The sequence below is a fragment of the Pseudomonas canadensis genome (assembly GCF_030980095.1).
GTDB classification, from domain to species: domain Bacteria; phylum Pseudomonadota; class Gammaproteobacteria; order Pseudomonadales; family Pseudomonadaceae; genus Aquipseudomonas; species Aquipseudomonas canadensis.
Genome location: NZ_CP133298.1, coordinates 2,733,475 through 2,757,492 on the forward strand (window position 1 = coordinate 2,733,475; position 24,018 = coordinate 2,757,492).

20 protein-coding genes and 2 pseudogenes are annotated in these 24,018 nt (G+C 60.5%); 9 read left to right on the forward strand and 13 right to left on the reverse strand.

The genetic code is table 11. The annotated features are described in order from the left end of the window. Positions 1–43: 43 nt before the first annotated feature. From RB216_RS12520 to RB216_RS12535, 4 genes are all read right to left on the reverse strand, one after another. Entirely contained in the window at positions 44–505 is a 462-nt protein-coding gene (locus tag RB216_RS12520) for a hypothetical protein (RefSeq protein WP_028615920.1), read from the reverse strand. 205 nt (positions 506–710) lie between these two features. Then, on the reverse strand, positions 711–1,352 hold the full coding sequence (locus tag RB216_RS12525) for a DUF1345 domain-containing protein (protein ID WP_028615921.1): 642 nt from the start codon (positions 1,350–1,352) through the stop codon (positions 711–713). 138 nt (positions 1,353–1,490) lie between these two features. Beyond that, on the reverse strand, positions 1,491–4,589 hold the full coding sequence (locus tag RB216_RS12530) for a multidrug efflux RND transporter permease subunit (protein ID WP_028615922.1): 3,099 nt from the start codon (positions 4,587–4,589) through the stop codon (positions 1,491–1,493). A gap of 6 nt (positions 4,590–4,595) precedes the next feature. Next, positions 4,596–5,738, reverse strand: coding sequence for an efflux RND transporter periplasmic adaptor subunit (locus tag RB216_RS12535; protein WP_308908768.1), 1,143 nt, complete (start codon positions 5,736–5,738; stop codon positions 4,596–4,598). A 285-nt stretch (positions 5,739–6,023) separates the two neighbouring features. Here RB216_RS12535 and RB216_RS12540 point away from each other — a divergent pair, with 285 nt between their 5' ends. Continuing rightward, positions 6,024–6,725: a response regulator gene (locus RB216_RS12540; RefSeq protein WP_010210801.1), complete on the forward strand. Its 702-nt coding sequence runs from the start codon at positions 6,024–6,026 to the stop codon at positions 6,723–6,725. Positions 6,726–6,728: 3 nt separating this feature from the next. Further along, positions 6,729–8,030, forward strand: coding sequence for an ATP-binding protein (locus tag RB216_RS12545; RefSeq protein ID WP_028615923.1), 1,302 nt, complete (start codon positions 6,729–6,731; stop codon positions 8,028–8,030). Here RB216_RS12545 and RB216_RS12550 read toward each other — a convergent pair whose 3' ends face one another. Genes RB216_RS12550 through RB216_RS12560 form a run of 3 tightly spaced genes read right to left on the reverse strand, consistent with a single transcriptional unit; the run spans position 8,031 to position 9,784 of the window. Further along, the gene (locus tag RB216_RS12550; RefSeq protein ID WP_028615924.1) at positions 8,031–8,699 is read right to left on the reverse strand and encodes an anti-sigma factor; all 669 of its coding nucleotides are present in this window, start codon (positions 8,697–8,699) and stop codon (positions 8,031–8,033) included. Then, entirely contained in the window at positions 8,696–9,211 is a 516-nt protein-coding gene (locus RB216_RS12555; protein ID WP_028615925.1) for a sigma-70 family RNA polymerase sigma factor, read from the reverse strand. The genes RB216_RS12550 and RB216_RS12555 overlap by 4 nt, the downstream gene beginning before the upstream one ends. 51 nt (positions 9,212–9,262) lie before the next feature. Next, complete coding sequence (locus tag RB216_RS12560; protein WP_028615926.1) at positions 9,263–9,784, reverse strand: DUF3455 domain-containing protein; 522 nt, start codon at positions 9,782–9,784, stop codon at positions 9,263–9,265. A gap of 138 nt (positions 9,785–9,922) precedes the next feature. On the opposite strand from RB216_RS12560, the gene RB216_RS12565 reads away from it, so the two are divergent. Next, positions 9,923–10,693: a class I SAM-dependent methyltransferase gene (locus RB216_RS12565; protein WP_308908769.1), complete on the forward strand. Its 771-nt coding sequence runs from the start codon at positions 9,923–9,925 to the stop codon at positions 10,691–10,693. Positions 10,694–10,784: 91 nt separating this feature from the next. Continuing rightward, positions 10,785–11,570 (forward strand): sulfite exporter TauE/SafE family protein, encoded by a 786-nt coding sequence (locus RB216_RS12570; protein WP_016979380.1) that lies wholly within the window; start codon positions 10,785–10,787, stop codon positions 11,568–11,570. Between the two features lie 733 nt (positions 11,571–12,303). Here RB216_RS12570 and RB216_RS12575 read toward each other — a convergent pair. Further along, the gene (locus tag RB216_RS12575; protein WP_028615928.1) at positions 12,304–13,536 is read right to left on the reverse strand and encodes an acyl-CoA dehydrogenase family protein; all 1,233 of its coding nucleotides are present in this window, start codon (positions 13,534–13,536) and stop codon (positions 12,304–12,306) included. A 255-nt stretch (positions 13,537–13,791) separates the two neighbouring features. Here RB216_RS12575 and sfnG point away from each other — a divergent pair, with 255 nt between their 5' ends. Continuing rightward, positions 13,792–14,916, forward strand: a complete 1,125-nt coding sequence (gene sfnG, locus RB216_RS12580) for a dimethylsulfone monooxygenase SfnG (protein WP_028615929.1) — start codon at positions 13,792–13,794, stop codon at positions 14,914–14,916. Between the two features lie 58 nt (positions 14,917–14,974). Here the strand turns inward: sfnG and RB216_RS12585 are convergent. Then, positions 14,975–15,418, reverse strand: a pseudogene (locus RB216_RS12585) (GNAT family N-acetyltransferase); the annotation flags it as partial. Between the two features lie 94 nt (positions 15,419–15,512). Between RB216_RS12585 and RB216_RS12590 the strand changes: the two are divergent. After that, positions 15,513–17,099 carry a RimK family ATP-grasp domain-containing protein gene (locus RB216_RS12590; RefSeq protein WP_308908770.1) on the forward strand — a complete coding sequence of 529 codons (1,587 nt, stop codon included), beginning with the start codon at positions 15,513–15,515 and terminating at the stop codon, positions 17,097–17,099. Positions 17,100–17,106: 7 nt separating this feature from the next. Beyond that, a complete protein-coding gene (locus RB216_RS12595) occupies positions 17,107–18,045 on the forward strand; it encodes a magnesium transporter CorA family protein (protein ID WP_308908771.1) in 939 nt (312 codons plus the stop codon). Positions 18,046–18,145: 100 nt separating this feature from the next. Here the strand turns inward: RB216_RS12595 and map are convergent, their stop codons facing one another. Both map and RB216_RS12605 read right to left on the reverse strand, forming a co-directional pair. Further along, positions 18,146–18,901: a type I methionyl aminopeptidase gene (gene map, locus RB216_RS12600; RefSeq protein WP_028615932.1), complete on the reverse strand. Its 756-nt coding sequence runs from the start codon at positions 18,899–18,901 to the stop codon at positions 18,146–18,148. Next, complete coding sequence (locus RB216_RS12605; protein ID WP_003190946.1) at positions 18,901–19,101, reverse strand: ParD-like family protein; 201 nt, start codon at positions 19,099–19,101, stop codon at positions 18,901–18,903. The genes map and RB216_RS12605 overlap by 1 nt, the downstream gene beginning before the upstream one ends. A 252-nt stretch (positions 19,102–19,353) precedes the next feature. Between RB216_RS12605 and ilvA the strand changes: the two are divergent. Further along, positions 19,354–20,340: pseudogene (ilvA, locus tag RB216_RS12610) on the forward strand (threonine ammonia-lyase, biosynthetic); the annotation flags it as partial. 258 nt (positions 20,341–20,598) lie between these two features. Further along, on the forward strand, positions 20,599–20,865 hold the full coding sequence (locus RB216_RS12615) for a DUF1652 domain-containing protein (RefSeq protein WP_028615933.1): 267 nt from the start codon (positions 20,599–20,601) through the stop codon (positions 20,863–20,865). Positions 20,866–20,930: 65 nt separating this feature from the next. Here the strand turns inward: RB216_RS12615 and RB216_RS12620 are convergent, their stop codons facing one another. After that, positions 20,931–21,200 (reverse strand): DUF2790 domain-containing protein, encoded by a 270-nt coding sequence (locus tag RB216_RS12620; protein ID WP_028615934.1) that lies wholly within the window; start codon positions 21,198–21,200, stop codon positions 20,931–20,933. A 90-nt stretch (positions 21,201–21,290) separates the two neighbouring features. Then, on the reverse strand, positions 21,291–23,894 hold the full coding sequence (locus tag RB216_RS12625; protein ID WP_308908773.1) for an autotransporter family protein: 2,604 nt from the start codon (positions 23,892–23,894) through the stop codon (positions 21,291–21,293). Between the last annotated feature and the right edge of the window lie 124 nt (positions 23,895–24,018).

Sequence of the window (24,018 nt, forward strand, 5' to 3'; positions counted from 1 at the left end):
AAAGCCCGTATCGCTAGATACGGGCTTTTTTTTGTTTGCTGGTTCAGGTGCGAATGTCGAAGTTAATGATCAAGTCGTGTTTCTGTCCGTTCGGGTCGGTATCGGTGCGAGCAACGGCGGCGCCTTGTACCTTGATAAGCTGCGGGGAGATTTGTTGAATAGACAAGGTGCCGTTAACGCCGCGAACAGCATAGGATTCGGTCGCTGTCTTGACCGATAGCCAGATTCTGGTGGAGGTGAATTCAGTATCCTCCAAAATGAACGTCGTGCCGGCCGGCGTGTGATCCGCAAACTCAATGTCGATTTCCCGCACTGTATCCTGGCCCACGGTGTTGCGCCCGGTAATACGCAGAATGCGTTGGGAGGGGTCATTCACAATAGTGATGGTTTGGATGTCGATGTCCTGGCCATCCAGGAACACAGAGAAGGTTCCCGCTGCCTCAAGTGCCCAGGGGATCAATACGCTCTGTTGGTGGGAATTCAGCGTTGCAGTTTGTGCTGGCATGATTGTGTCTCCATCTTTGATGAATAGGTCAAAACACTGAACGGTGCCTGGCTTTATCGACAACTGTCCTCGAATCAGCCAACGTACCTAGGTTTCAATTAGACGCGTTTTCTTGAATAAATCTACTGTCAGATATGACAGTTCAATAGGTCGGTTCTTTATTTCTTTTAGGCTTAAGCAAGTGCTCAGCACGAGAGGGTATCGCTTAGCCGAAAAGCCCTGCCGCAATATTGATCGAGAATCCCAGGATCGCTGTATTGAACAGAAACCCGATCAACGACTGCCCCAGCACCACCTTGCGCATGCTTCGCGTGGCCACACCTACATCCGAAGTCTGCACCGCCACGCCGATGGTGAACGAGAAATACAGGAAGTCCCAGTAGTTGGGCGTCGTCAGGCCCTCGGCAAAACGCAGCGCCGGCTCCTTGCCGTCCCAGGTGTAATAAAGACGCGCGTAATGCACGCTGAAGATCACTCCGATCAGCAACCACGAACCGATGACCGTCAGCCCGGTGAAACCGTAGTGCAGCAGGCGTTCCGAGGTGGCCAGGTCTTTGCTGCCCACCAGTTCGAAGGTGATGGTCGCCAGGCTGGCGAGGGCGGCGATGCACACCGTGAACAGCACCAGGCCGGCATTTTCATCTTCGATCTCGGCGATGCGTTTGACGTCTTCGGCTTTGGCGCGGCGGGTCAGCCAGAGCATCAGCACCAGGTAGGTCCAAACCCCGGCGTTCCAACCTATGAGGATTTTGCTGATGAGGCTGTCGGCCGGCGCCAGGATGCCCAAGGTAATCCCGAACACGGCAGCAGCGGAGAGGCGAGGGTGGGTGCGGGCGAGGAAGGGCATGGAGGCTCACAGGCAGTTGTATGTGAACACCATAACCCTTGTAGGAGCTGGCTTGCCAGCGATCGCATCGACTCGGTGTGTCTGAAAGCCCGAGGTGTCTGCATCGCTGGCAAGCCAGCTCCTACAGGGGGGCGTTGATCAGTCTGTTTTGTGGCGTTTACGCACCAACTTCATCACGACCACAAAGAACACCGGCACAAACACCACCGCCAGCGTTGCCGTGATCATGCCGCCAATCACCCCCGTGCCAATCGCTTGCTGGCTGGCGGAACTGGCGCCCGTGGCAATCGCCAACGGCACCACGCCGAGGATGAACGCCAGGGACGTCATGATGATCGGTCGCAGACGCAAGCGTGCGGCTTTCAAGGTGGCGGTGACTAGGTCTTCACCCTGGTCATACAGGTCCTTGGCGAACTCGATGATCAGGATCGCGTTCTTCGCCGACAGGCCGATGATGGTGATCAGGCCGACCTTGAAGAACACATCGTTGGGCATGCCACGTAAGCCCACCGCGACGACCGCGCCGAGCACACCGAGCGGCACCACCAGCAACACCGAGGTCGGGATCGACCAGCTTTCATACAGCGCCGCCAGGCACAGAAACACGATCAGCAGCGACAAGCCCAACAGCAAGGGTGCTTGAGCGCCGGACAGGCGTTCCTGCAACGACAAACCGGTCCACTCCTGGCCCAAACCTGCCGGCAACTGGCTGACCAGGCGCTGGATCTCCTCCATCGCCTCACCAGTGCTGTGTCCCGGTGCCGCTTCGCCGGAAATCGCGATGGCCGGGTAGCCGTTATAGCGCGTCAGCTGGGTCGGGCCCTGGGTCCATTTGGCTTCGACAAAGGACGACAGCGGCACCATCTTGCCAGCGTTGTTGCGCACGTTGATTTTCATCAAGTCCGCCACCTGGCTGCGTTGGTCGCCCTCGGCCTGCACCACCACCCGCTGCATGCGGCCCTGGTTGGGAAAGTCGTTGATATAGGCCGAACCGATGGCCGAGGACAGCACGTTGCCCACGTCCGCAAAGGACACGCCCAGTGCGTTGGCCTGCTTGCGGTCCACTTCCAGCTGCACTTGCGGTGCTTCGGCCAGGGCGCTTTCGCGCACGTTGGCCAGGATCGGGCTTTTCTCGGCGGCGGCCAGCAATTCAGTACGTGCCGCCATCAGTGCGGCATGGCCGACGCCACCCCGGTCTTGCAGGCGGAACTCGAAGCCGCTGGACGTGCCCAGGCCGTCCACCGGCGGCGGCAGGATCGCGTAGGCAACCGCGTCCTTGAGCTCGCTGAAGGCCATGTTGGCGCGGTCGGCAATCGACGAGGCCGAATCATCGCTGCTGCGTTGCGACCAATCCTTGAGCGTGGTAAACGCCAGCGCGGCGTTCTGCCCTGAACCGGAGAAACTGAAGCCCATGATCATGGTGGTGTCGCCCACCCCAGGTTCCTCGGCGTTGTGCGCTTCGATCTGCTCGGCCACGTGCACCGTGCGGTTCTTGCTCGCACCCGGTGGCAACTGGATGTCGGTGATGGTGTAGCCCTGGTCTTCCACCGGCAGGAAGGAGGAGGGCAGGCGGCTGAACATCCAGCCCAGGCCCACCAGCAGCACCAGGTAGATCAACAGGTAACGCCCGCTGCGCTTGAGGGCATACGCCACCCAGCCTTCATAGCGGTCGGTGAGGCTTTCAAAGCGCTGGTTGAACCAGCCAAAGAAACCGCCCTTGGCATGGTGTTCGCCTTTGGCGATCGGCTTGAGCAAGGTGGCGCACAGGGCCGGGGTCAAGGTCAGGGCGAGGAATGCCGAGAACAGGATCGAGGTGGCCATCGACAACGAGAACTGCTGGTAGATAACCCCCACGGAACCGGCCATGAACGCCATCGGCAGGAACACCGCCACCAGCACCAGGGTAATGCCGATGATGGCCCCGGTGATCTGGCCCATGGCTTTTTTCGTCGCTTCCTTGGGCGACAGACCCTCGGTGGCCATGATGCGTTCGACGTTCTCCACCACCACAATGGCGTCGTCCACCAGGATGCCGATGGCCAGTACCATGCCGAACATGGTCAGTACGTTGATCGAGAAGCCCAGCAACAGCATGGTGGCAAAAGTGCCCATCAGGGCAATCGGCACCACCAGCGTCGGGATCAAGGTGTAGCGCACGTTCTGCAGGAACAGGAACATCACCGCAAACACCAGTGCCATCGCTTCGAGCAGGGTGTAGACCACCTTGGTGATCGAGACCTTGACGAACGGCGAGGTGTCATACGGGATCTTGTACTCCACGTTGGCCGGGAAGTAGCGCGACAGCTCGTCCATCTTTGCCCGCACCAGGGTGGCGGTGCTCAGCGCATTGGCGCCGGGCGACAACTGCACGCTGACGGCGGTGGACGGCTTGCCGTTCAGGCGGGTGGAGAACTGGTATTCCTGGCTGCCGACTTCCACCCGCGCCACATCGCCGATGCGCACGGTCGAGCCGTCGGGGTTGGCCTTGAGCACGATGTCGGCAAATTCGGCTGGCGTTGAAAGCTGGCCCTTGACCAGGATCGCGGCGGTGATTTCCTGGGTGTTGGTGCCCGGCAAATCACCGATGCTGCCCGCCGAGACCTGGGCGTTCTGCGCGCTGATCGCGGCATTCACGTCGGCCGGCGTCAGGTTGAAGCCGATCAATTTCTGCGGGTCGATCCAGATGCGCATGGCGCGCTCGGCACCATACAGCTGAGCTTTGCCCACACCGTCGAGACGCTTGAGTTCGTTCATCACGTTGCGCGCCAGGTAATCACTCAGCGCCACGTCATCGAGCTTGCCGTCGTTGGAGGTGAGGGTCACCAGCAGCAGGAAACCGGCGGAGACTTTCTCCACCTGCAAGCCTTGCTGGGTCACCGCTTGCGGCAGGCGCGGCTCGACCGCTTTGAGGCGGTTCTGCACGTCCACCTGGGCCATTTCCGGGTTGGTGCCCGGCTGGAAGGTGGCGGTGATGGTGGCCGAACCCAGGCTGCTCTGGGACTCGAAATACAGCAGGTGATCGGCGCCGTTGAGCTCCTGCTCGATCAGGCTCACCACGCTTTCATCCAGGGTCTGCGCCGACGCACCGGGGTACACCGCATAGATCTCGACTTTCGGCGGAGCCACGTTGGGGTACTGCGCCACCGGCAATTGCGGGATTGCCAGCAGGCCGGCCAGCAGGATAAACAGGGCGACCACCCAGGCGAAGATCGGGCGGTCAATAAAGAACTGCGGCATGGCGGGTTATTCCTTTACGAGCGGGCTGTCGTCCACTTCAACTTTTTCACCGGGGCGCGCGTGTTGCAGGCCTTCGACGATGATGCGGTCACCGGGCTTGAGGCCACTGCTGACGATCCAGCGGTCATTGATCACTGCACCCAGTTCCACCGGCTGCTGGCTCACGGTCTGCTCGGCGTCCAGCAGCAACACCATCGGGATACCGGCGCTGTCACGGGTGATGGCGCGTTGCGGCACGCTGATACCTTGCTTGTCGACAGCCTGTTCCAGGCGCACACGCACAAAACTGCCGGGCAGCAAGTCAAGGTCCGGGTTGGGGAACTCGCTGCGCAGGATGATCTGCCCGGTGCCGGGGTCGACGCTGATCTCGGCGAACAGTAACTTGCCCGGCAGCGGGTAGAGGCTGCCGTCGTCCTCGATCAGCGTGGCCTTGGCCTGGTCCTGGCCGACCTGCTTCAAACTGCCGGCACGGAAGGCGCGGCGCAGGTCGTTCAGCTCGCGGGTGGACTGGGTCAGGTCGGCGTGGATCGGGTCCAGTTGCTGGATAAGCGCCAGCGGCGTGGCCTCGTTCTGGCCGACCAGTGCGCCTTCGGTGACCAATGCGCGACCAATGCGACCGGAAATCGGCGCAGTCACGGTGGCGTAGCCCAGGTTCAAGCGGGCGCGTTCGACGGCGGCCTTGTTGGCGGCGACTTCGGCGTTGGTCTGGCGCACGGCGGCGCGGGCGTTATCGTAGTCCTGGCCGCTGATGGCATTGCCTTCCACCAATTGGCTGTAGCGCTGTTCCTGCAGGCGCGCCTTGAAGGCATCGGCCTCGGCCTTGCTCAGGTTGGCCTGGGCGCTGTCGAGGTCGGCCTTCAACGGCGCGGGGTCGATGCGAAACAGCACGTCGCCCTGTTTCACGTCATGGCCTTCCTTGAACACCCGTTGCATCACCACGCCTGCGACCCGTGCACGCACTTCGGCGATGCGCGGTGCGGCAATACGCCCGCTCAATTCGCTGGTAATGGCCAGGGGCTTTGCTTCAAGGGTTTCGACGCGCACTTTGGCCAGGGGCATTTGCGGCGCTTCGGCGGCGGAGTCGCCACATGCGCTCAGGGCCAGGGTGAGGGCCAGCAGGCAAAATGGCGCAAACAGATTCTTCGACATGCTCTTATCCCAATATTGACTGGCGCATCCTAAAGTCACCTGCGCCGTGGTGCTGTGAAGCTGTGTAGCTCGTCTGTGAAGAAATGTAAGGTGCGACCCATAGTCGGCAGAGGGCGTATATCCTTGCACAATCCTGCAAACACTGGAGATCAAATGTGGGAGCGGGCTTGCTCGCGAAGGCGGCGTATCAGCCAACAAATCTGTTAACTGAACCACCGCTTTCGCGAGCAAGCCCGCTCCCACATTGGATTTATGTACGACCATGTATTTTTTGGAAACACCTTAATGCCCAACATCCTCCTGGTGGAAGACGACGCCGCACTCTCCGAGCTGATTGCCAGCTACCTGGAACGCAATGGCTACCACGTCAGCGTGCTCAGCCGTGGTGACCACGTCCGTGAACGCGCGCGCCTGAACCCGCCAGACCTGGTGATCCTCGACTTGATGCTGCCAGGCCTCGACGGCCTGCAAGTCTGCCGCCTGCTACGCGCCGACTCGGCAGGGCTGCCGATCCTGATGCTCACCGCCCGCGATGACAGCCACGACCAGGTGCTGGGCCTGGAAATGGGCGCCGACGACTACGTGACCAAACCCTGTGAGCCACGGGTATTGCTGGCGCGGGTGCGTACGTTGTTAAGGCGCAGCAGTCTGTCCGAACCCCAGGTGGCCAATGATCAGATCATCATGGGCAACCTGTGCATCGACCTGTCGGAGCGCACGGTGACCTGGCGCGAGCAGCCGGTGGAGTTGTCCAGCGGCGAATATAACCTGTTGGTGGTGCTCGCCCGGCATGCCGGCGAAGTCCTCAGCCGTGACCAGATCCTGCAACGCCTGCGCGGTATTGAGTTCAATGGCACCGACCGCTCGGTGGACGTGGCCATCTCCAAGCTGCGCCGCAAGTTCGACGACAATGCCGGTGAAGCGCGCAAGATCAAGACGGTGTGGGGCAAGGGCTACCTCTTCAGCCGTTCCGAGTGGGAATGCTGAGCCATGTTCAGAGTACTGCTGCGGCTCTACCTGATCACCATCGTCACCTACAGTCTGGCGATCTACCTGATTCCCTCGCTGGTGATCCAGCTGTTCGAACACCGCTACATGAACTACAACATCGAGCAGACCCGCGGCCAGCAGAAACTGATCGTCAAGCAATACCTGCGGGCGCCGGTAGAGCGCTGGTCACAGGTGACCGAGCAACTGGGGCGCGATTTTGCACCGCTGAAAGTGCAATTACTGCTGCGCCAGGACGCCAGTTACACCCCGGCGGAAGAACAACTGCTGGAGCAGGGCAAGTCGGTCGTGCGCTTGGGGGAGTGGGGCTGGATGACCGAAATCAGCTCGCCGGTCAACGAGCAGTTCGCAGTCAAGCTGACCATACCGCCCGATCCACTCGACATGAACGTACTGTACTGGGCGATCAATGTGTTGATCGTGGCTGCGTTACTGGCCTGTCTGCTGATGTGGCTGCGCCCCCACTGGCGTGATCTGGAACGCCTGAAAAACACCGCAGCCCAATTAGGCAAGGGCAATCTGAGCGAACGCACACACATTCCCCCAAGCTCCAACATCGGCAGCCTGGCCACGGTGTTCGACACCATGGCCGACGACATCGAACACCTGCTCAACCAGCAACGCGACCTGCTCAATGCGGTCTCTCACGAACTGCGCACGCCGCTGACGCGCCTGGATTTCGGCCTGGCCCTGGCATTGTCCGAAGACTTGCCCGAAGCCAGTCGCGAACGTCTGCAAAGCCTGGTGGCGCATATCCGCGAGCTGGATGAGCTGGTGCTGGAGTTGCTGTCCTACAGCCGCCTGCAAAACCCGGCGCAGTTGCCGGAGCGGGTCGAAGTGGTCCTCGATGAATTCATCGACAGCGTGCTCGGCAGCGTCGATGACGAATTGGAAAACCCCGAGATCGTCATCGACGTGGCGCTCGACTGCGCCGTCGAGCGCTTCAGCCTCGACCCACGCCTCACCGCCCGCGCGTTGCAGAACCTGTTGCGCAATGCCACGCGTTACTGCGACAAGCGTATCCAGGTCGGCGTGAAGGTGTGTGCCAAGGGCTGTGAAATCTGGGTGGACGACGACGGGATCGGCATCCCTGTGGACCAGCGCGAGCGCATCTTCGAACCGTTCTACCGCCTGGACCGCAGCCGCGACCGCGCCACGGGTGGTTTCGGCCTGGGCCTGGCCATCAGCCGGCGCGCCCTGGAAGCGCAGGGCGGCAGCCTGACGGCGTTGGCTTCACCGCTGGGTGGTGCGCGGTTTCGCGTGTGGTTGCCCACCGTCGCCTGATCAGAGCACCTTCACCGCGCGGCCGATCGCCTGAATCGGCCCAGTGGGCTTACCGGTCGGCGAGCCACGCGGGTCTTCCAGGGTCAGTTCGAACAGCTGGTTTTGCGTGAGCGGCGGCAGCTTGTCCAGCGGCACCGACAGCGTCTGGCCCGGTTTGACCAGGCCGAGGGACACTGGCCCTTGCCAGCCGTCGCCCTTGGTCCAGAACTGCAGGGCCTTGTCGGACGGCACTTCCATCACGCCCAACGGGATCAGCTGAATCTGCTGATCATGACTGGCCTGGATCACCCAGCCCGGTGCCTGGCTTTGCGGCGCGACCAGCACGACCACGAAGCTTGGGTCGGCAGTGGGCGGGCGGGTCAGTAGCAACCCGGCCAGTACCAGCGTGGTCAAAAGCCCGGCACCGGCCAGGCCGCGCCACACGGCCAGCAGGTCCCACCAGTGCGTGCGGGCAGTGGCGATGTTACGTTCGATACGCCGCCACAGCTCAGAGGAGGGCGGTACGGGTTCCGCCAAGGCGGTCAGCGGCAACAGGCGTTGCTCCCAGGCGTCCACTGCAGCGCGTAGTTCGGCATCGTGCTTGAGGCGTTGTTCGACGTCGGCGCGTTGTTCGCCGGGCAAGGTGCCCAGCACGTATTCGCTGGCCAGTTCGTCCAGTGGGTCGTTCATGCCATGCACTCCCGCAGCGCGGCGAGGCTACGTTTGATCCAGGCCTTGACGGTCCCCAACGGGGTGTCGAGTTTCTGGGCGATTTCACTGTGGGAATAACCGTCGACATAGGCATGCAGGATGCACGTGCGACGGGCCGGGTCGAGTTGCTCCAGGCAGGTGTGGACCTGTCCCGAGCGCGCGCTGAATTCAAAGGTTTCGGTTGCGGCGACTTGCTCGTGTTCGTCGCCCAAAGGCACTTCGCGGTAATGGTTACGCACCACGTTGAGCGCCAGGTGCCGGGTCACGCTGAACACCCAGCCACGGGCCGAGCCGCGACTGGGGTCAAAACTACTGGCGCCTCGCCAGATCTTGATAAACGCATCATGCACGATATCTTCGGCCAGGGATTTGTCCCTGGCGATGCGCAACGCCACGCCGAGCAGATGGCTGCTTTCCTGCTCATACAGCTGGCGCAAGGCGCGTTGATCGCCACGGGCGCAAGCCTGCAGACAGGCTTCGTAATCAAACACGGATGGCTACCCCCCAATGATCGGCATGGGGGGCAGCGTAGACGACTTTACTCAGTTGGCCGCCCAGAAAATGTAATCCGCCTGGTACTTCACCACTTCCTGCTTGCCTTTGTTGGCTGCGGTGCACTCGCTGCTCGGCGCCACGCCGCCCTTGAGGGCCACGCGCTGGATGTAACTCACGCCGCTCATCGCGCCTTTGCCTTCAGCGGGGTTGGCCTTGACCAATTGATACGGCAAGTTGCCCGCGCCCGAGGGGGCCACGGCCAATTGGGTGCCGGTGATTTTCGAACCGTCCTTGGCCTGCCAGGTGGCCGGCGGGCCGAAGTAAGTGCCGACTTGCTTGCCGCTGCGGTCATTCAACACGGCCTTGGGCCCGACGAAGGTCCACTCGGTCTGGCCGACGGCGTTGGCTTTGTCGCGGCACTCGTAGGTGATTTCGCCGACGCCGGTGGTTTCCATCGCCACCTTATGGCCGTCCGGCACCTTGATGCTGTCGGGCAAGCCGGTCTGGGCGAACGCTGCGGGGGTGGCAGCGAGCAGGGCGGTGAGGCAGAACAGTGCTTTAGCGTTCATGGGTACTTCTCCATTTCAGTCAAACAGCGGGGGTTCTGAAAGGACTACCCAGGGCCTGCGCGATTGGATGCAGCGATTAGAAAATAAAGGTGAGAGGGCGCACACTGTGTCCCCGCTTTACCCGAGGAGAGATTGGCAATGACTGGTGTTCACACGTCTGCTCAACAGGGTTTTTCGACCCAGGCCGTCACCTACGCCCAAGGTCGGCCGGATTATCCAAGACAACTTACGGGCTGGCTCGCCGACACACTGCACATCGACACGCTGTCCAGTGTGATCGACCTGGGCGCCGGCACTGGCAAATTCACCCGCTTGCTCAGCACCCTGGCGCCGACCTTGATTGCCGTCGAGCCGGTGGCGGCGATGGGCGCGCAGTTGACCAAGCTGCTGCCCGATGTGCGCCTGGTCAATGGCACGGCTGAATCCATCCCGCTGCCGGCCGCCAGCGCTGACGCGGTGGTGTGTGCCCAGGCGTTCCACTGGTTCTCCACCGAGGCCGCGCTGGCGGAAATCCATCGCGTGCTCAAGCCCGGCGGCCGACTGGGCCTGGTGTGGAATGTGCGGGATGAGTCGGTGGATTGGGTCGCCGCCATCACTGACATCATTACTCCGTACGAGGGGGATACGCCGCGTTTTCATACGGGGCGTTGGCGTGAGGCCTTCACTGGCAAGTATTTTTCCGAGCCTGAAATGACCTGTTTTCCCTACAGTCATGTGGGCAGTCCTCAGGAGGTGATCATGGATCGCTTTCTCTCCGTGAGCTTTATTGCTGCGCTGCCGGAGGCGTCCAAGGCTGTGGTGGCCGCGCAATTGCAGGCACTGATCGACACGCATCCTTCACTGAAGGGGCGCGACACCGTGGCGTTTCCGTATCAAACCCAAGCGTATGTCTGTCATCGACTGAGCTAAAAGGCATAAAGTCAGATCATATTGATATAAGTCGTTATAAGAAAAATCGCTATCCTGCGGCCAGAAATTTATAAGGCCGCAGGTAGCTGGAATGGATGTGGGTAATTTTGGTTTTGTGGTGGCGGGCCTGATCGTTGGTTTTATCGTGGGCATGACCGGTGTGGGTGGGGGGTCGCTGATGACCCCGATCCTGTTGTGGTTCGGTATCAACCCGGCCACCGCCGTGGGCACTGACCTGTTGTATGCCGCCATCACCAAATCCGGTGGCGTGCTGGTGCACAGCAAGAACAAGAATATCGACTGGACCATTACTGGCTGGCTGACCCTGGGCAGCGTGCCTGCGGTGCTGTTGACCTTGTGGTTTCTGGCCAGCCTGCATACTGATCCCAGTGTGATGAATGCGGTGATCAAGCAGGCGCTTGGGGTGGTGTTGTTGCTGACTGCATTGGCGATTCTGTTCAAGAAGAGCCTGTTGGGGTTTGCCCAGCGGCATGCGGGAGACAGCTATCACATGAGTCCGCGCAATTTGAATGCGCTGACGGTGGTGACGGGGGCGATCCTCGGAACCATGGTGGCGCTGACGTCCATTGGTGCGGGTGCGTTGGGGACGGTGGCGTTGTTTATTTTGTATCCGTTTCTGGCGACGCGGCGGTTGGTGGGGACTGAGATTGCGCATGCTGTGCCGTTGACCCTGGTGGCGGGGTTGGGGCATGCCAGCATGGGGAATATGGACTGGCATTTGTTGGGGTTTTTGTTGATGGGGTCGTTGCCGGGGATCTATGTGGGTAGCCATATGACGGGCAAACTGCCTGATGGCGTGTTGCGGCCTTGCTTGGCGGTTATGTTGATGGCCATTGGTTATAAGTTGGCGTTTTGATTTGTGCATATCCGTTGTTTGGGTGATGGCTGGTATTGGTTCCGCCCTTACGGCGGGTCACTTTTGGAAAAGAGCCCCAAAAGTAACCAAAAGGGCTCTTGCCCCAACACTCGGCACCTCGCTTAGGCTCGGTGTGCCCTCACTCCGGCTTGAATCCGTGGGCCGCCGCGATGGGCCATCCTTGGCCCAGCGCGGCTAACCCGGCGTCCTGCCGGGTTACCCACGGATTCAAGCCTGCGTTCGGCCAGCGTGTTTAACGGGGCGCCTCAGATCAAGATCAAGAGCGACTCGCTTCGCATCGTGGATACGCGGACTTGTAGGAGCCGGGGGGACGCCTAGTTCTTGCCGGCGAAAAACGTGAGACCGCCGCGTTTTGTCTGGTTCCCCGCGTCATCGTTGAAGACCATCGCCGGCAAGCCGGCTCCTACAGTGGACTGCGTTGCCCTTTGCCTTTGCTCTACACCACTCAAGCCGGCTGTCAGGCCGCAGTGCTTTTGCTTTTGATTTTGATCTTAGCCGCCCCGCGCCATGGATGGCGCGGGGCGGCGGCCCCCCAAATAACTGTCGGATTACGGGCACACCGAGCCTAGGCGAGGTGCCGAGTGTTGGGGCAAGAGCGTTTTGGTTACTTTTGACTGGGCCGGCATTCCGGCTTTTCAAAAGTGAGCCGCCGTAAGGGCGGAACCCATAGCAGCCGTTACCGCAGCAACGGATATACCCTCAAAACCCAGGCTCAACCCCGCCCATTCCCAATCTGCCAAACAAACGGTGGCTCCACCCCATTAACCACCCAATCCCCCACAATCCGAGCCTTATAAATCACCGGATTATGCGACGACACCGTCCGCGCATTCCGCCAATGCCGATCCAGCGCCTTACCCTGCCGCACATCCGAAGCCCCCAGTGCATTAAACAACTCACTGGTAGCCCGCTGAATCAACCCCGACACCACCACCTGCGCCGTAGCCGACTCAATCTCTGCAGCCACATTGGCTATACGCTCAGCAGCATCATCCCCCCCAAACCGCGCCAAATACGCCCGTTGCGCCGGCAGCGTCGCCCTCAGCGCACTCGCCTCAGCGGCATACACCAGCGCCGCCACTTCCCCGACCACCTGTTGAACCTGCGCATCCTGGCTCACATGCGCCGCATTGCCATGGCTGTAGATGCGCTTACGGCTGCGCACCTGATGCGCCACATCGCGCAAGGCCGCACGCCCAATCCCCGCCAAACTGGCGAGCAACACCAACTGATAGAACGCCGTCTGGTATTTAAACCGGCTGGCAAAGTCGATGACGTTTTCCGCATCCACCACCGCGTCGGTAAAGCGCGACGTGCCGCTGCCGGTGGTGCGCTGGCCAAAGCCGTCCCAGTCATCGCTGTGTACCACCCCAGGCTGACGGGCGCGGGTGGCGGCGATCACATCACCACCGGTGTCGCTGCGTTGGGCATACACATCAATCCAGTCGGCAAAGATGCTGCCAGTGCTGTAGAACTTCTCTCCGTTGAGCTTCCAGCCATCGCCGTCAGGGCTGACCTGGGTGACCACATCGCCGATCGCCACGTTGCCAATCTCGGTCCAGGCGCAGCCGACGATATCGCCGTCCACGAACCGCTTGAACCACAGATCCCGGCCGGCACTGGGCGGGGCGTTCAGACGATCTTCAGCAAATGCAAAGTGCCCTCGCAGGGCCTGGGGTACGTTGGAATCGGCTTCGGCCAATTCGATCAGCAGTTCAAACAGCTGCGGCAGGGAAGCACCGCCGCCGCCATATTCCACCGGCACGCGTACTGCGCCAAAGCCTGCTTCCTTGAGCCACTGGATCGGTTCATGGGGCAGGGTGCGCGACTGTTCGCGTTCTACAGCGCCGTCGGCGATGCGTTGGAAGATCGGGCGAAAGCGCGCGGCCAAGGTCGAATAGTCGACGCCAGTGGACAGCGGGTTGATGACGTGTTGTTCGGTCATGGGCAAGGTTCCTGGGCAGTGATCAATGCAGGGGAGATTGCATACTCCGTGCCGGGTATCGGCGCCCGTATTTACGGGCCAAAGCGCTCAGCCACTGTTGCCCTGGCAACAGCTGATCGACAAACCCGTACACTCTGCGACATCGACGCCGGCACGCAGTATTGCGCGCAACGCCCCTGGCCCGGGCGTTTTCACGGCCTGGCACGCTTGCTGCTCAAGCCCTGGGTACATCCCCTTTGTGCGAGGAAACGCGAGATGAGTCAGCAAGCCGTGAAATTTGCCTACTGGGTGCCCAACGTCAGTGGTGGGTTAGTGGTCAGTAAGATCGAACAACGTACCCACTGGGGCATCGACTACAACCGCAAACTGGCGCAACTGGCGGAGGCCGCCGGCTTCGAATACGGCCTCACCCAGATCCGCTTCACCGCGGGCTACGGTGCCGAAAACCAGCATGAGTCCGTGGCATTCAGCCATGCGCTGCTGGCCGCGACCACCACGCTCAAGGTGATCGCCGCGATCCTGCCAGGCCCCTGGCAACCGGCGTTGGCGGCCAAGCAACTGGCGACTATCGACCAGCTCACCAACGGCCGTATCGCAGTGAATATCGTCAGCGGCTGGTTCAAGGGCGAGTTCCAGGCCATCGGCGAACACTGGCTGGAGCACGATGAGCGTTATCGCCGTTCCGAAGAGTTCATCCGCGCCCTCAAAGGCATCTGGACCCAGGATGAATTCACCTTCAAGGGCGACTTCTACCGCTTCAACAACTACACCCTCAAGCCCAAGCCACTGGGCCAACCGGAGGTGTTCCAGGGCGGCAGCTCGCGGGCCGCGCGGGACATGGCGGCGCGGGTGTCGGACTGGTACTTCACCAACGGCAACACCCCGGAAGGCATCAAGGCCCAGGTCGATGACATTCGCGCGAAAGCGGCGGCGAACAACCATTCGGTCAAAGTCGGCGTCAACGCCTTCGTGATCGCCCGCGACACCGAGGAAGAAGCCCGCGCCGTGCTCGCGGAGATCATCGACAAGGCCGACCCGGAGGCGGTGAATGCCTTTGGCGATGCAGCGAAGCAAGCGGGCAAGGCATCGCCGGAAGGCGAGGGCAACTGGGCCAAGTCCAGCTTTGAAGACCTGGTGCAGTACAACGATGGCTTCAAGACCAACCTGATCGGCACGCCCCAACAGATTGCCGAGCGCATCGTCGCGCTCAAGGCGGTGGGGGTGGACCTGGTGCTGGCGGGGTTCCTGCACTTCCAGGAAGAAGTCGAGTACTTCGGCAAGCGTGTGTTGCCACTGGTGCGCGAGCTGGAAGCCAAGACCACTGTAGGAGCGAGCTTGCTCGCGAAAAACGTCAACGATGACGCGAGACTCCTGGTTTAACGCGGCGTCTGGTGGATCTTCGCGAGCAAGCTCGCTCCTACAGGATGCTGAGTCTGGACAAGGTCTTTTCTAACCGAAGGGCGGCGGTGTGGTCTTCGTAATAGGCGTCGATCAGGGCAAAGCGCCGATAACCGTTGCGCTCATAAAGGCTGAGAGCGTCGGGGTTGTCGGTGCGTACTTCCAGGCGTAGGCGCGTGCAACCCTGTGCCACGGCGAAAGCTTCAACGCGGCTCAGCAACTGTTTGCCCAGCCCCGTGCCACGCGCAGGTTCGGTAACGGCGATGGAATACAGACGCGCCAACGAGGTGCCACGGCGCAACAGCACCAGCGCATAACCGAGCAATTGCCCGTCATTGTCCGCCACCAGCAACTGGCCATGGGCGCGGCTGACCATCCACTGGAAACTTCGCTGTGACAGCCGGTCAGTGGTGAAGCAGTGCTGTTCCAGTGCCACTAATCCGGGCACATCCAAGAGGGTTGCAACGCGAAAGCAAAGAGCCATATGACCGCCGTAAAAGTTGCGTAACGAAACGGGACTTCTCTAAAAGATCGTGCTTAATAGAAAAGGTCGAGTTCTCTAAAGCGGATCAAATATTATGTCGGCGGTACAAGGTCATTGGCGTGAAGTATCCGAGCAAACCCTCGCGGCGACAATAACTAATAAAAGTTATTTTTCCGCACCACCGAAAGCTAGCAGTCAAGTCGTGATCATTGTCGAGCGCAAGGAAGATTGGGCCTCCTACTTTCCCAGCGAAGACATCGTCACCGCCCAGGAATACCTGGAACAGACCCGTGAAAACGAGAGTGGCAAGCGCGTACAGGTGATCAACCTGTGCCGCAGCTACAAGTACCTGGGGCACGGTTATTACTGCTCGCTGCTGGCCGAAGCCCGCGGGCACAAGGTGATTCCGTCGGTGCGCACCATCAGCGAACTGACGAAGAAGTCGCTGTACGGCCTGGCCTTGGACGACCTGGATAAAACCCTCGATAAAGCCTTGAGTCATCATCTTTACAGCAATACCGAAGGCTTTACCCTGACACTTTATTTTGGTCGGACCAATATAGAGCCGTTGCAAGATTTGGCCCGTCAGTTGTTTGAAGCCTTTCCGTGCCCGATCTTGTTAGTTGATTTTAAAAAGAATAACGGTTGGCACATTGAAGGCGTTAAATCGGGCGTGCTGCACAAGTTGCGCGACGATCAGGAAGATCAATTCGCCCACGCGCTGGACAACTTCAGCCGCAAGATCTGGCGCCAGCCGCGTTCACGTCGCCTGGCCCGTTATGACCTGGCCATCCTGCACGACCCTCAAGAGCAATTGCCGCCTTCCAATGCCAAGGCCCTGGATAATTTCATCCGCGTTGGCAAGGGCCTGGGCATCGATGTGGAGCTGATCGAGCGCAAGGACTATTCGCGCCTGGCCGAATACGACGCCTTGCTGATCCGCGAGACCACCAGCGTCGATAACCACACCTACCGCTTCGCCAAGAAAGCCGAAAGCGAAGGCCTGGTGGTGATGGACGACCCGGCGTCAATCCTGCGCTGCACCAACAAGGTCTACCTCACCGACCTGCTCAACAGTCACCAACTGGGCATGCCCGCCACCGAAATCCTCTACAAGGAGCGACCGGAAGACTTCGAACGGGTCGGCGAGCGCCTGGGGTTCCCGCTGGTGCTGAAGATCCCCGACGGCTGTTTCTCCCGCGGCGTGATCAAGGTCGAAAGCCAGGAAGCCTTGCTCAAGGCTACTGCCGAGTTGTTCGAACATTCGGTGCTGTTGCTGGCCCAGGAGTTCTTCTACACCGAGTACGACTGGCGCATCGGCATCCTTAATCGCAAGCCGATCTTTGCCTGCCAGTACTTCATGTCCAAGGGCCACTGGCAGATCTACAACCACAAGGCCATCGGCCAGGACATCAACGGTGAATGCCGTACCCTGGCGGTCCATGAAGCGCCCAAGGCGGTGGTGGAGCTGGCCGTGAAGACCGCGAACCTGATCGGCGATGGCCTCTACGGCGTCGACCTCAAGCAGTCCGGCGACAAGGTGGTGGTGATCGAAGTCAACGACAACCCCAACCTGGACGCAGGTATCGAAGATACCTATTTGCAGGACGATCTGTATGGGCTGGTGCTGGAGGAGTTTGTGCGGCGCCTGGAGTTGAAGCGTCAGGGCCAGGTCTGGTGACCCGGCGATGATCCAGCGTTTTCAACTGACCGATGGCAAGTTGCAGAGTGGGGAAAGTGATGATGCCCCGATCCAGTTGTTCAACAACCCTGACCTTGCCGAGCGCGAGTGGCTGCGCGACCACCACAAGCTCGACGAGCATGCCCTGGCCTCGGCGCTGGACCCCGATGAGGTCTCGCGCATCGAGTTTCACCCGGACAATCTGTTCCTGATCTGGAAACGCCCGGAAAACTACTCCGGTGGCGGCAACCTGGTGTTCGAGGTGTCGTCCTGCGGCCTGCTGTTTTCGCCTGGCCGCCTGCTGGTGATCGCCACCGACGAAACCCCGCTGACCGGCCTCGGCAAGCGCCGCCCGTTACACACGCCGCTGGATGTATTGCTCGACTTGTTGCTCAACAACATTCACCACTACCTGGGCCACCTCAAGGTGATCAAGCTGGTCGCACGGGAATTGCAGCAGCAGTTCAATGCGTCCATGAGCAACCACCACCTGATGCAGATGTTCAGCCTCAGCGAAAGCCTGATCTATTACATCAACGCGCTGCACAGCAACGGCGCGGTGCTGTCGCGGCTGCGCAATCATGCAGAAAAGGAACACTTCAGTGCGCAAATACTCGCGCTGATCGACGACCTGATCATCGAGAACCACCAGTGCTACAAACAGGCGGAGATCTATTCCAACGTGTTCTCCGGGCTGATCGACGCCCGCGGCAACCTGATGAACAACAGCATGAACAACCTGCTGCGCAAGCTCACGCTGATCAACGTGGTGTTCCTGCCGCTGAACCTGATTGCGAGCATTGGCGGCATGTCGGAGTTCAGCATGATGACGGCGGGGACGCCGTGGTGGGTGTCGTATCCGTTGTTTCTGGCGGCGATGGGGCTTGGGGCGGGCTTGATGGTGTTGGGACTCAAGCGAATAGCCGGGGGCGCCAATGTCGTGTGAACACCGGTCCTTGTAGGAGCTGGCTTGCCGGCGATGCAGGAAACGCGGTGTTTCAGGCGATGCCATCGCCGGCAAGCCGGCTCCTACAGGGGTGCGTCGTTCAGGCGCTGGGTTGCAAGGTCAAGACCTCGAACCCATCCGCCGTCACCGCCACGGTATGTTCCCACTGCGCCGACAGGCTGTTGTCCTTGGTCACCACCGTCCAGCCATCCTTGAGGCTGCGTACTTTCGAGCTGCCCTGGTTGAGCATCGGCTCCACGGTAAACACCATGCCTTCACGCAGTTCCAACCCGGTGCCGGGACGGCCAAAGTGCAGGACCTGTGGTTCTTCATGCATCTGTCGGCCAATGCCGTGGCCGCAATACTCGCGGACCACGCTGTAGCCGTTGGCTTGCGCATGGCTCTGGATAGCGTGGCCAATATCGCCCAGGCGCGCGCCGGGCTTGACCTGGCGGATGCCGGCCCACATTGCTTCGAAAGTCATCTCCACCAGGCGCCGGGCCTTGGGGGCGACGGTGCCGATCATGTACATCTTGCTGGAATCGGCGATGTAGCCGCCTTTTTCCAAGGTGATGTCGATGTTGATGATGTCGCCGTCCTTGAGGATGTCCTTGGCGCTGGGCATGCCGTGGCACACCACCTCGTTGATCGAGGTGTTGATGGAGAAGGGGTAGTCGTATTGCCCCAGGCTGGCGGGGCGGGCCTTGAGGTCGTTGCGGATGAAGGCTTCGACGGCGGCGTCCAGCTCCAGGGTGGAGCGGCCAACGGCGACAAACCCGTCAAGCATGGTAAAGACCTGGGCCAGCAGGCGCCCGGATTCACGCATCACGGCCAGTTGGGCGGCAGTCTTGATCATCAACTGCGCCCCCGGATCAGGTCGGGTTTGTCCAGCAACAGTTTGTTGATCAATTCATTGTAGGGCAGGTGAGGATTGAGCTCGGCGAGCAGGCCGATCTTGATCCAGAATTCGGCCTGGGCGTTGATGGAACGGTCCATCGCAGCGCTGGCCAGGCGCAGTTGTTCGTGCAGTTGGTCGGTGATCTTGACGATGCCCATGGGGTTCACTGTGCTAGGTTGATATACAAAGCGTATACGTTTCGTATGTTCCAAGTAAACCTTTTGTTGACTTGTCCGGCCGGGGACGGTTAATTTCGTGGCATGACCTTTCAACCTTTTCGCAGCCAGCCAAGCATTATTACCGCCATTCCTCATTTGGCGGGATAGCGCACGGCTGTACCCAAACCCGCCCTAGAGGCGGGTTTTGTTTTTCCGTCTCCTGGGCCTTGAACAAAAAGCCAGGAAACACCTATGAGCACCTGCACCGCCGACTCGGCACTCCTTGAGCATTACGTAAAAAAGATCCTCGCCGCGCCGGTCTACGACCTGGCAGTGCGCACGCCGTTGCAACCCGCACCCGCATTGTCAGCGTTGCTGGGCAACCAGGTGCTGCTCAAGCGCGAAGACTTGCAGCCAACGTTTTCCTTCAAGATTCGGGGCGCCTACAACAAACTGGTGCAGTTGAGCGACGAGCAAAAGGCGCGCGGCGTGGTCACCGCATCGGCTGGCAACCATGCCCAGGGCGTGGCGCTGGCAGCAAGGGAGTTGGGGATCCAGGCGCGGATCGTCATGCCCAGCACTACGCCGGAGTTGAAGGTGCTCGGCGTACGTTCCCGTGGCGCTGAAGCCGTGCTGCATGGCGAGAGTTTCCCCTTTGCCCTGGCCCACGCGCTGCAACTGGCTGAGTCATCCGGTTGCACCTTTGTCTCGCCCTTCGACGACCCGGATGTGATCGCCGGTCAGGGCACTGTAGCCATGGAAATTCTGCGTCAGCAACAGGGCCCGTTGGATGCGATCTTCGTACCGGTAGGCGGTGGTGGACTGATTGCCGGGGTTGCCGCCTACGTCAAATACCTACGGCCCGAGGTGCGCATCATCGGCGTCGAGCCCGAGGGTTCAAGCTGTCTGTTGGCAGCGCTGCGTGCCGGCGAAAGGGTGCTGCTGCCCAGTGTCGACGGGTTTGCCGACGGCACGGCGGTAGCGCAGGTAGGGGCCTACGGGTTTGAAATCTGCCGGGATTGGGTGGATGACGTTATCACGGTCACCAACGACGAACTGTGCAGCGCCATCAAGCTGATCTACGACGACACGCGCTCAATCACCGAGCCTTCTGGCGCGTTGGCAGTGGCGGGCGTGCGCAAGTACGTCGCCCATCATGGCCTGCGCAAACAGACCTTGGTGGCGATCAATTCCGGAGCGAACATCAACTTCGATAGTTTGCGACATGTTGCCGAAAGGGTCGCCGCACAGGCCTGCAATGAATTTTGAGTCCAGAGTTAAACGTTTAATCGCTGAGGTTCGACGAAGATTCAAACCGCAGACTTTTACTTATATATCTCGGCATGTGGCTTATGAGGAAAAGTTACAACGAAGGCCGATTTTGCCGAGTAGGCTTGGGTGTTACAAGCGTCTTCCAGGGCCGGCAAGGCGCGGCGGGCATGAGCTCGTCGGATACACAACAATCTGTTGGCAGTCTCAGAAAAGGAGAGGTTGACCATGCTTTCGGAATTAGAACTTCGCAGCATTATTGAAGGAAGTTTCCTGCCTAAACGGTGCGAATGCACCAAAGCCGAAGATGCTTCGCTGACGATCAAGGTTTACGACGACCGTGACCGTGACCGGGTCGATTTGGAAGTCAAAGGGATCAACGCGGACAAACTCGACAGCAGTCGAGCGATTTGCAACCTGATCGCCGGGTTGCGTGAGGACCTCAAACACGCACATACCCCCATCCTGCAACGCGTAGGAGGGCGCGCTTACTGAAAATGCTTGACGCTTGACCTGTGGGCCTGGTGATTGCCAGGCCCAATGCTGTTCAGGCCTGTCGATCAGTTCTGGAAATCGCAGGCTTCGGACATCTTCCGGTAGCTGACATCTTCCACTTTCCCGGCCTTGTCCAGGAACTTGATATCGGCCTTGATGACTTTGCAGTCATTGGTCGGGGTTTCGTTCATGGCCAATACCTTGGCGATATCCATCGGCATGCCGTACTGGTAAGGCACGGTTTTGACGGCGTTTGTCTGATCGTCAGCCTGGGCCAGGCCTGACACTGCTGCCAGTGCCAGGGTGCCGCCGAGCATAAACGTGCGCAGTTTCATGGTGGTTCTCCGCAAGTGGGTACAGCTTCACTCTCGACTCGCGGGATTAACCATCGATTAATGTTTGCCTGGCTGACAAAACCTTCATCTTTACCAACTCATCCGCACCCCGGCATTACCGCTGACACCCTCCATCGCGTTGCCGTCCAGGTTGGTGTTGTAGTCTGCGGCCAGGTAGACGCTCACCGAAGGCGACAGCCGAGCAACCGCGCCCACACCCACATCCGCCGTGGATGACTTGTGATCGCTCTTGATGCGGTCCACATCATCGTAGGTCACCGTGTCGCTGCCACCGAAGGTGCGCCAGGCATTGGCCCGAAGATAAGGTTCGACAGGCGTGTTATTCACCAGGTAGCGGCCCTTGAGGCGGGCGCCGAGGCGGCCGGTCCAGTAATCCTGGGAGTCGAATGACACCCTGGAAATACCGTCGTTCTGGCTGTCCAGGTCGATCGTCTGGCGGATTACCTGGACCTGCGGTTCCACGACCCAATGCTCGGAAACGGCAATCGGGTAGCCGGCTTCGGCGGACAGCGCCAGGGCATGGCCCTTGGTGTCCATCTTTATGCCCCGCTCGGACTTGTTGTCGCCCTTCAGGCGCGTGCCCATCGCAACCAGATCCACATACCCGCCGGTCGGATCGGTGAGCGTCCAGTAGGCACCGAAGTTATCGCCATCGAGTTTGACCCGCCCGGAGCGATTGTTCTGCCAGCCCATCGAGAATCCTTTCACGTCCCCGCTCAGGCGACTCTGGCCGATAAACAGCCCGAAGCGCTGGATCTGCCCGCCGCTGGTTTCGGATGCATACAGGTCATGACCGACCTGATAGCCCTTGACCGAGCCGTCGAAGCTTGGCGCCACGGTGCCCGACCAGTGCTTGTTGAAGTCGCTGCCATAGGCACGCCCCCAGCCAGCCGGTACCGCGCCGGTTTCGGTCAGCAGGCTTTGCTCGCCTTGGCGATCATGAAAGGTGCCCAGCGCTTGCAGGGTCATCAACTGTGCGGCGGGCACCACCACCGAATACTCCGGCACTTCCAAGCGGTACAGCGGGATGGGCTCGGCACCGGCAATGGCGGTCGGCAGCGCCGGGTTGCTCGCGGCGGATTCCGGCGAGTTGCCTGCTGCAACCTGGCTGGGCGGCGGGGCGGGGGGCTCGACCGGCGCGACGGGTTGCGAGGTCGGCGGTTCCACCGGCGGCTCGTCGGAGTCGACCACCGGCGGTGTCGCTGGAATCGGCGGTACGGGCACCACCACCGGTGGTGTCGGTGGCACGGGTGGCACCGCCGGCGGTTGCACGGCAACCACCGACGAGCGCAGGTACCAGTTGTTTTCGGTACCGGCCGTCACGCCGCCCTTGAACAGCAAATATTCATAGGCCCCGGCCGAGACCGAGCTCTTCAACGAGAAGGCATCGGTGCTGCTCACCGCGCCGTTGAGCGCCTGCACCACCTCGATCCCGTTATTGCGGGTAAAGCCCCCGACGCCGCCGAGGTTGCTCACCGCCAATTCGGTATGACCGCTCAGCGTGCCACCGGATACCACCAGCTTGTCCGTCGCGGAGTTTTCATCGCCCAGCACGGTTTGCAGCCACAACTGGCCGTTATTGCCCACGTAGTTGCCATGCACCGTCAGCGCATCGTTGGCGGTGGCGCTGCCGGTGGTCATGTCGATCTTGCCGGCATTGTTCAGCGTCGCCAGTTGGCCGGCGAGATAGGGCCGCACGCTGCCTTGGGTCACGGCCAGCGTACTGCTGCCGTCAATGTTGAAGGTGCCGGTATTGCTCGCGCTGTCACCCAGGAAAAAATCTCCCGCCAGGTCGAAGCGCGAACTGTTGTTGAGATTGACCGTCTCCCAGCCGATGTAGCGGGACGCCGTGCTGGACGTCGTGCTGTCGAAGGTCAGTTGATCGTTGCCCAGGCCGCCGTCGATGGAGGGCGTGGCAGCCAGCAGGCTTTCGCTGAGGCCGCGCAGCAGCGCGGTGTCGTTGCCATCGCCCATCAGCACCGCCGATTTGATCTGGCCGGCATTGAGCCAGTTGAACGTGTCATTGCCGACGCTGGCACGGATCTCGCCATTGATCACGCCGCCGCTGACCGTGATGCTGTCGTCGCCGCCGCTGGTGCTGATATTGCCACCAATGCTGCCGCCCGAGACGATGATCGTATCGGTATCGAAACCGGTGACCAGGTTGCCCAGGATTGCGCCGCCAGACATGTCATAGAGGTTCTTGTCGAGCTTCATGTCGACCCGACCGATGGTGCCACCGGTTTGCTTCGACACGTCGCCGTCCACGACCTCGCCGACGATGATGCCGCCAGTCATCAGGAAGGTGTCACGGCCGTCACCCTGTGCCAAGGATTGGATCTGCCCTCCGGTCATGATGAAATCATCGCTGCCGGCGCCTTGCTGTAAAGCACCGGTGATCTGGCCGGAGTCGATCCGCACGGCGTCTGTCCCCGGACCGAAGATGACGCTGCCGTTGATGATGCCGCTGCTACCTTCAGGCAGGGTCAGGCGGTTATTGCCAAGGAGATCGGTCAGGCCGGCACTGGTGCCGCTGTCGCAAATAAATGTGTCGTTGCCCGGGCCGGGCGTGAGTGTGCAGGCAGCGTAGGATTGTGGTGGTGTGGTGTACTGCAGTGAGAGGAGGCCGACAGCTAAAACGGCGCGGGTTGAAAAACCGTTGCTCTTTTGCATGGGTCTGTCCTGCATGTGTTGTAATTACTGCTCCTGTTGTGGGTTTAGCACAGTTTTCCCACATGGCAATTTTTATATAAACGCGCGCAGGCCACGGAATACGTGGCCTGCGTGGTGGCACATT

Bases quoted from the DNA above. Each gene is read 5' to 3' on its own strand.
- RB216_RS12520 (WP_028615920.1), bottom strand. From the start codon at position 505: ATGCCAGCACAAACTGCAACGCTGAATTCCCACCAACAGAGCGTATTG.
- RB216_RS12525 (WP_028615921.1), bottom strand. From the start codon at position 1,352: ATGCCCTTCCTCGCCCGCACCCACCCTCGCCTCTCCGCTGCTGCCGTG.
- RB216_RS12530 (WP_028615922.1), bottom strand. From the start codon at position 4,589: ATGCCGCAGTTCTTTATTGACCGCCCGATCTTCGCCTGGGTGGTCGCC.
- RB216_RS12535 (WP_308908768.1), bottom strand. From the start codon at position 5,738: ATGTCGAAGAATCTGTTTGCGCCATTTTGCCTGCTGGCCCTCACCCTG.
- RB216_RS12540 (WP_010210801.1), top strand. From the start codon at position 6,024: ATGCCCAACATCCTCCTGGTGGAAGACGACGCCGCACTCTCCGAGCTG.
- RB216_RS12545 (WP_028615923.1), top strand. From the start codon at position 6,729: ATGTTCAGAGTACTGCTGCGGCTCTACCTGATCACCATCGTCACCTAC.
- RB216_RS12550 (WP_028615924.1), bottom strand. From the start codon at position 8,699: ATGAACGACCCACTGGACGAACTGGCCAGCGAATACGTGCTGGGCACC.
- RB216_RS12560 (WP_028615926.1), bottom strand. From the start codon at position 9,784: ATGAACGCTAAAGCACTGTTCTGCCTCACCGCCCTGCTCGCTGCCACC.
- RB216_RS12565 (WP_308908769.1), top strand. From the start codon at position 9,923: ATGACTGGTGTTCACACGTCTGCTCAACAGGGTTTTTCGACCCAGGCC.
- RB216_RS12570 (WP_016979380.1), top strand. From the start codon at position 10,785: ATGGATGTGGGTAATTTTGGTTTTGTGGTGGCGGGCCTGATCGTTGGT.
- RB216_RS12575 (WP_028615928.1), bottom strand. From the start codon at position 13,536: ATGACCGAACAACACGTCATCAACCCGCTGTCCACTGGCGTCGACTAT.
- sfnG (WP_028615929.1), top strand. From the start codon at position 13,792: ATGAGTCAGCAAGCCGTGAAATTTGCCTACTGGGTGCCCAACGTCAGT.
- RB216_RS12590 (WP_308908770.1), top strand. From the start codon at position 15,513: ATGTCGGCGGTACAAGGTCATTGGCGTGAAGTATCCGAGCAAACCCTC.
- RB216_RS12595 (WP_308908771.1), top strand. From the start codon at position 17,107: ATGATCCAGCGTTTTCAACTGACCGATGGCAAGTTGCAGAGTGGGGAA.
- map (WP_028615932.1), bottom strand. From the start codon at position 18,901: ATGATCAAGACTGCCGCCCAACTGGCCGTGATGCGTGAATCCGGGCGC.
- RB216_RS12605 (WP_003190946.1), bottom strand. From the start codon at position 19,101: ATGGGCATCGTCAAGATCACCGACCAACTGCACGAACAACTGCGCCTG.
- RB216_RS12615 (WP_028615933.1), top strand. From the start codon at position 20,599: ATGCTTTCGGAATTAGAACTTCGCAGCATTATTGAAGGAAGTTTCCTG.
- RB216_RS12620 (WP_028615934.1), bottom strand. From the start codon at position 21,200: ATGAAACTGCGCACGTTTATGCTCGGCGGCACCCTGGCACTGGCAGCA.
- RB216_RS12625 (WP_308908773.1), bottom strand. From the start codon at position 23,894: ATGCAAAAGAGCAACGGTTTTTCAACCCGCGCCGTTTTAGCTGTCGGC.